The following is a 1,564-nucleotide window of genomic DNA, read 5'->3' as shown; positions in this document are numbered from 1 at the left end:
CAAGCCATTTTTCCAGTCATCGGGTACTATCATCTTCACCCGATTTCAACTCTTTCCTCAACCATTACCGATTATCCGTGATTAGCATATATCGCAATATCGCGGCGAGTCCTGCACCATGCTTGAATTCGCCCTTTTCGATTAAGGTCTTCACTTCTTGCATCGTTAATTTATGTAATTCAATCTGTTCACTGGATTCCAATCTTTGCTCTGTGGCGGTGAGGCCTGTGGCGGCGAATAAATAAATTTCCTCGCTTGTAGAGCCAGTGGAAGGATAAAAGCTTCCTAAATCCAGCCAAAATTCAGCTTTATTGCCGGTCTCTTCTTCGAGCTCTTTTTTGGCGGTTTCAATGGGTGCATCGCTTTCGTTGTCAATCATCCCTGCCGGCAGCTCCCATTCCCAGCTTTTGATCGCGTGACGATATTGTTTTATACAAATGATTTCTCTTTCAGCCGTTATCGGAAGGATACACACTCCTTTGGCAAAATCTAAATAGGAAAAGTTCCTTTCCTCCCCGTTCGGGACAATAACTTTTTCGATGACCACCCCAAAACGATCCACCTTTTCTTTCCGTGAACTACTAATTTTCCATACCATCTTCCTTCACCTCATCGTTTCTTCATCATAAACCTATTGTACACACTTTTTTCTAATTGGCGAATTCTAGCATTCCGAGGATAATCATCCCATTATTTGTAAACAATAACAAAAGACGCACCATGATAGTAAGGGAAGGTAGAACAAGTGAATCAAATACCTCCGTTTCGCAGACAAAGATCGTATCTATCCCAATTTACAACGGGACAATTTCATTTAAAGAATCCATGGATTTCCGCTTTTTTTTCGTTTTCCTATCCAGGGTTTGGACATATCATGCTCCATCGATACATGGTTGGGTATATTCTCATTCTTTGGGAGACTTTTATTAATGAAAAGGCGCAAGTAAACCTTGGCATTTTATATACATTAACAGGCGAATTTGAAAAGGCTAAGGACGTTCTCGATGATCGGTGGTTAATTCTGTATCTGGCTATGTACATGTTTGGAATATGGGATAGTTATCGGACAACGATTGATATCAACAAGCAGTATATCTTGGCGGACCGTGAAGACGCACCTATGCTACTCATGAAAATGGGAACATGGGATGCCAACTTTTTAGATAAACGAAAACCTGTCACTGCGGTGATCTGGTCAGCTTTATTCCCAGGTTTGGGTCATCTCTATCTCCATCATGTCATTACTGGATTCTTTATTTTTGTTTATGCCGTGGCCATCACTTACTTGGGGCATATTCCACATGCCATACATCTCTCAATGGTTGGTGATTTTTCTAAAGCTAAACATGTAATCGATATGCAATGGGCCCTTTATTTTCCTTCTATTTACTTTTTCATTATCTATGATTCTTATGCTTCTTCCGTTGAACACAACAAATTGTGTGAAAAAGAAATGTCAAAATATTTACGGCAAAAATATCAAAATAAAAACTTTATTTTTCCTTTATAGAAGGTTCTGTTAAATTTGGCCGTTGATTTCCGCTACAGGCGCTTCGCTTTCCTC

At 39.8% G+C, this 1,564-nt stretch carries 2 protein-coding genes; one reads left to right on the top strand and one right to left on the bottom strand.

What is annotated here, in order from left to right; translation table 11 throughout:
* Window positions 1-64: 64 nt before the first annotated feature.
* On the bottom strand, window positions 65-598 hold the full coding sequence (locus tag V7137_RS17385) for an NUDIX hydrolase (protein WP_335699260.1): 534 nt from the start codon (window positions 596-598) through the stop codon (window positions 65-67).
* Window positions 599-745: 147 nt separating this feature from the next.
* Here V7137_RS17385 and V7137_RS17380 point away from each other — a divergent pair, with 147 nt between their 5' ends.
* A complete protein-coding gene (locus V7137_RS17380) occupies window positions 746-1,510 on the top strand; it encodes a hypothetical protein (RefSeq protein WP_335699259.1) in 765 nt (254 codons plus the stop codon).
* Window positions 1,511-1,564: the final 54 nt, after the last annotated feature.

The organism is Neobacillus drentensis, from assembly GCF_036962765.1.
GTDB lineage: Bacteria > Bacillota > Bacilli > Bacillales > Cytobacillaceae > Neobacillus > Neobacillus drentensis_C.
Note: the sequence above shows the minus strand (reverse complement) of the source record. Positions and strands in the feature narration are given on the sequence as shown.

Bases quoted from the DNA above. Each gene is read 5' to 3' on its own strand.
- V7137_RS17385 (WP_335699260.1), bottom strand. From the start codon at position 598: ATGGTATGGAAAATTAGTAGTTCACGGAAAGAAAAGGTGGATCGTTTT.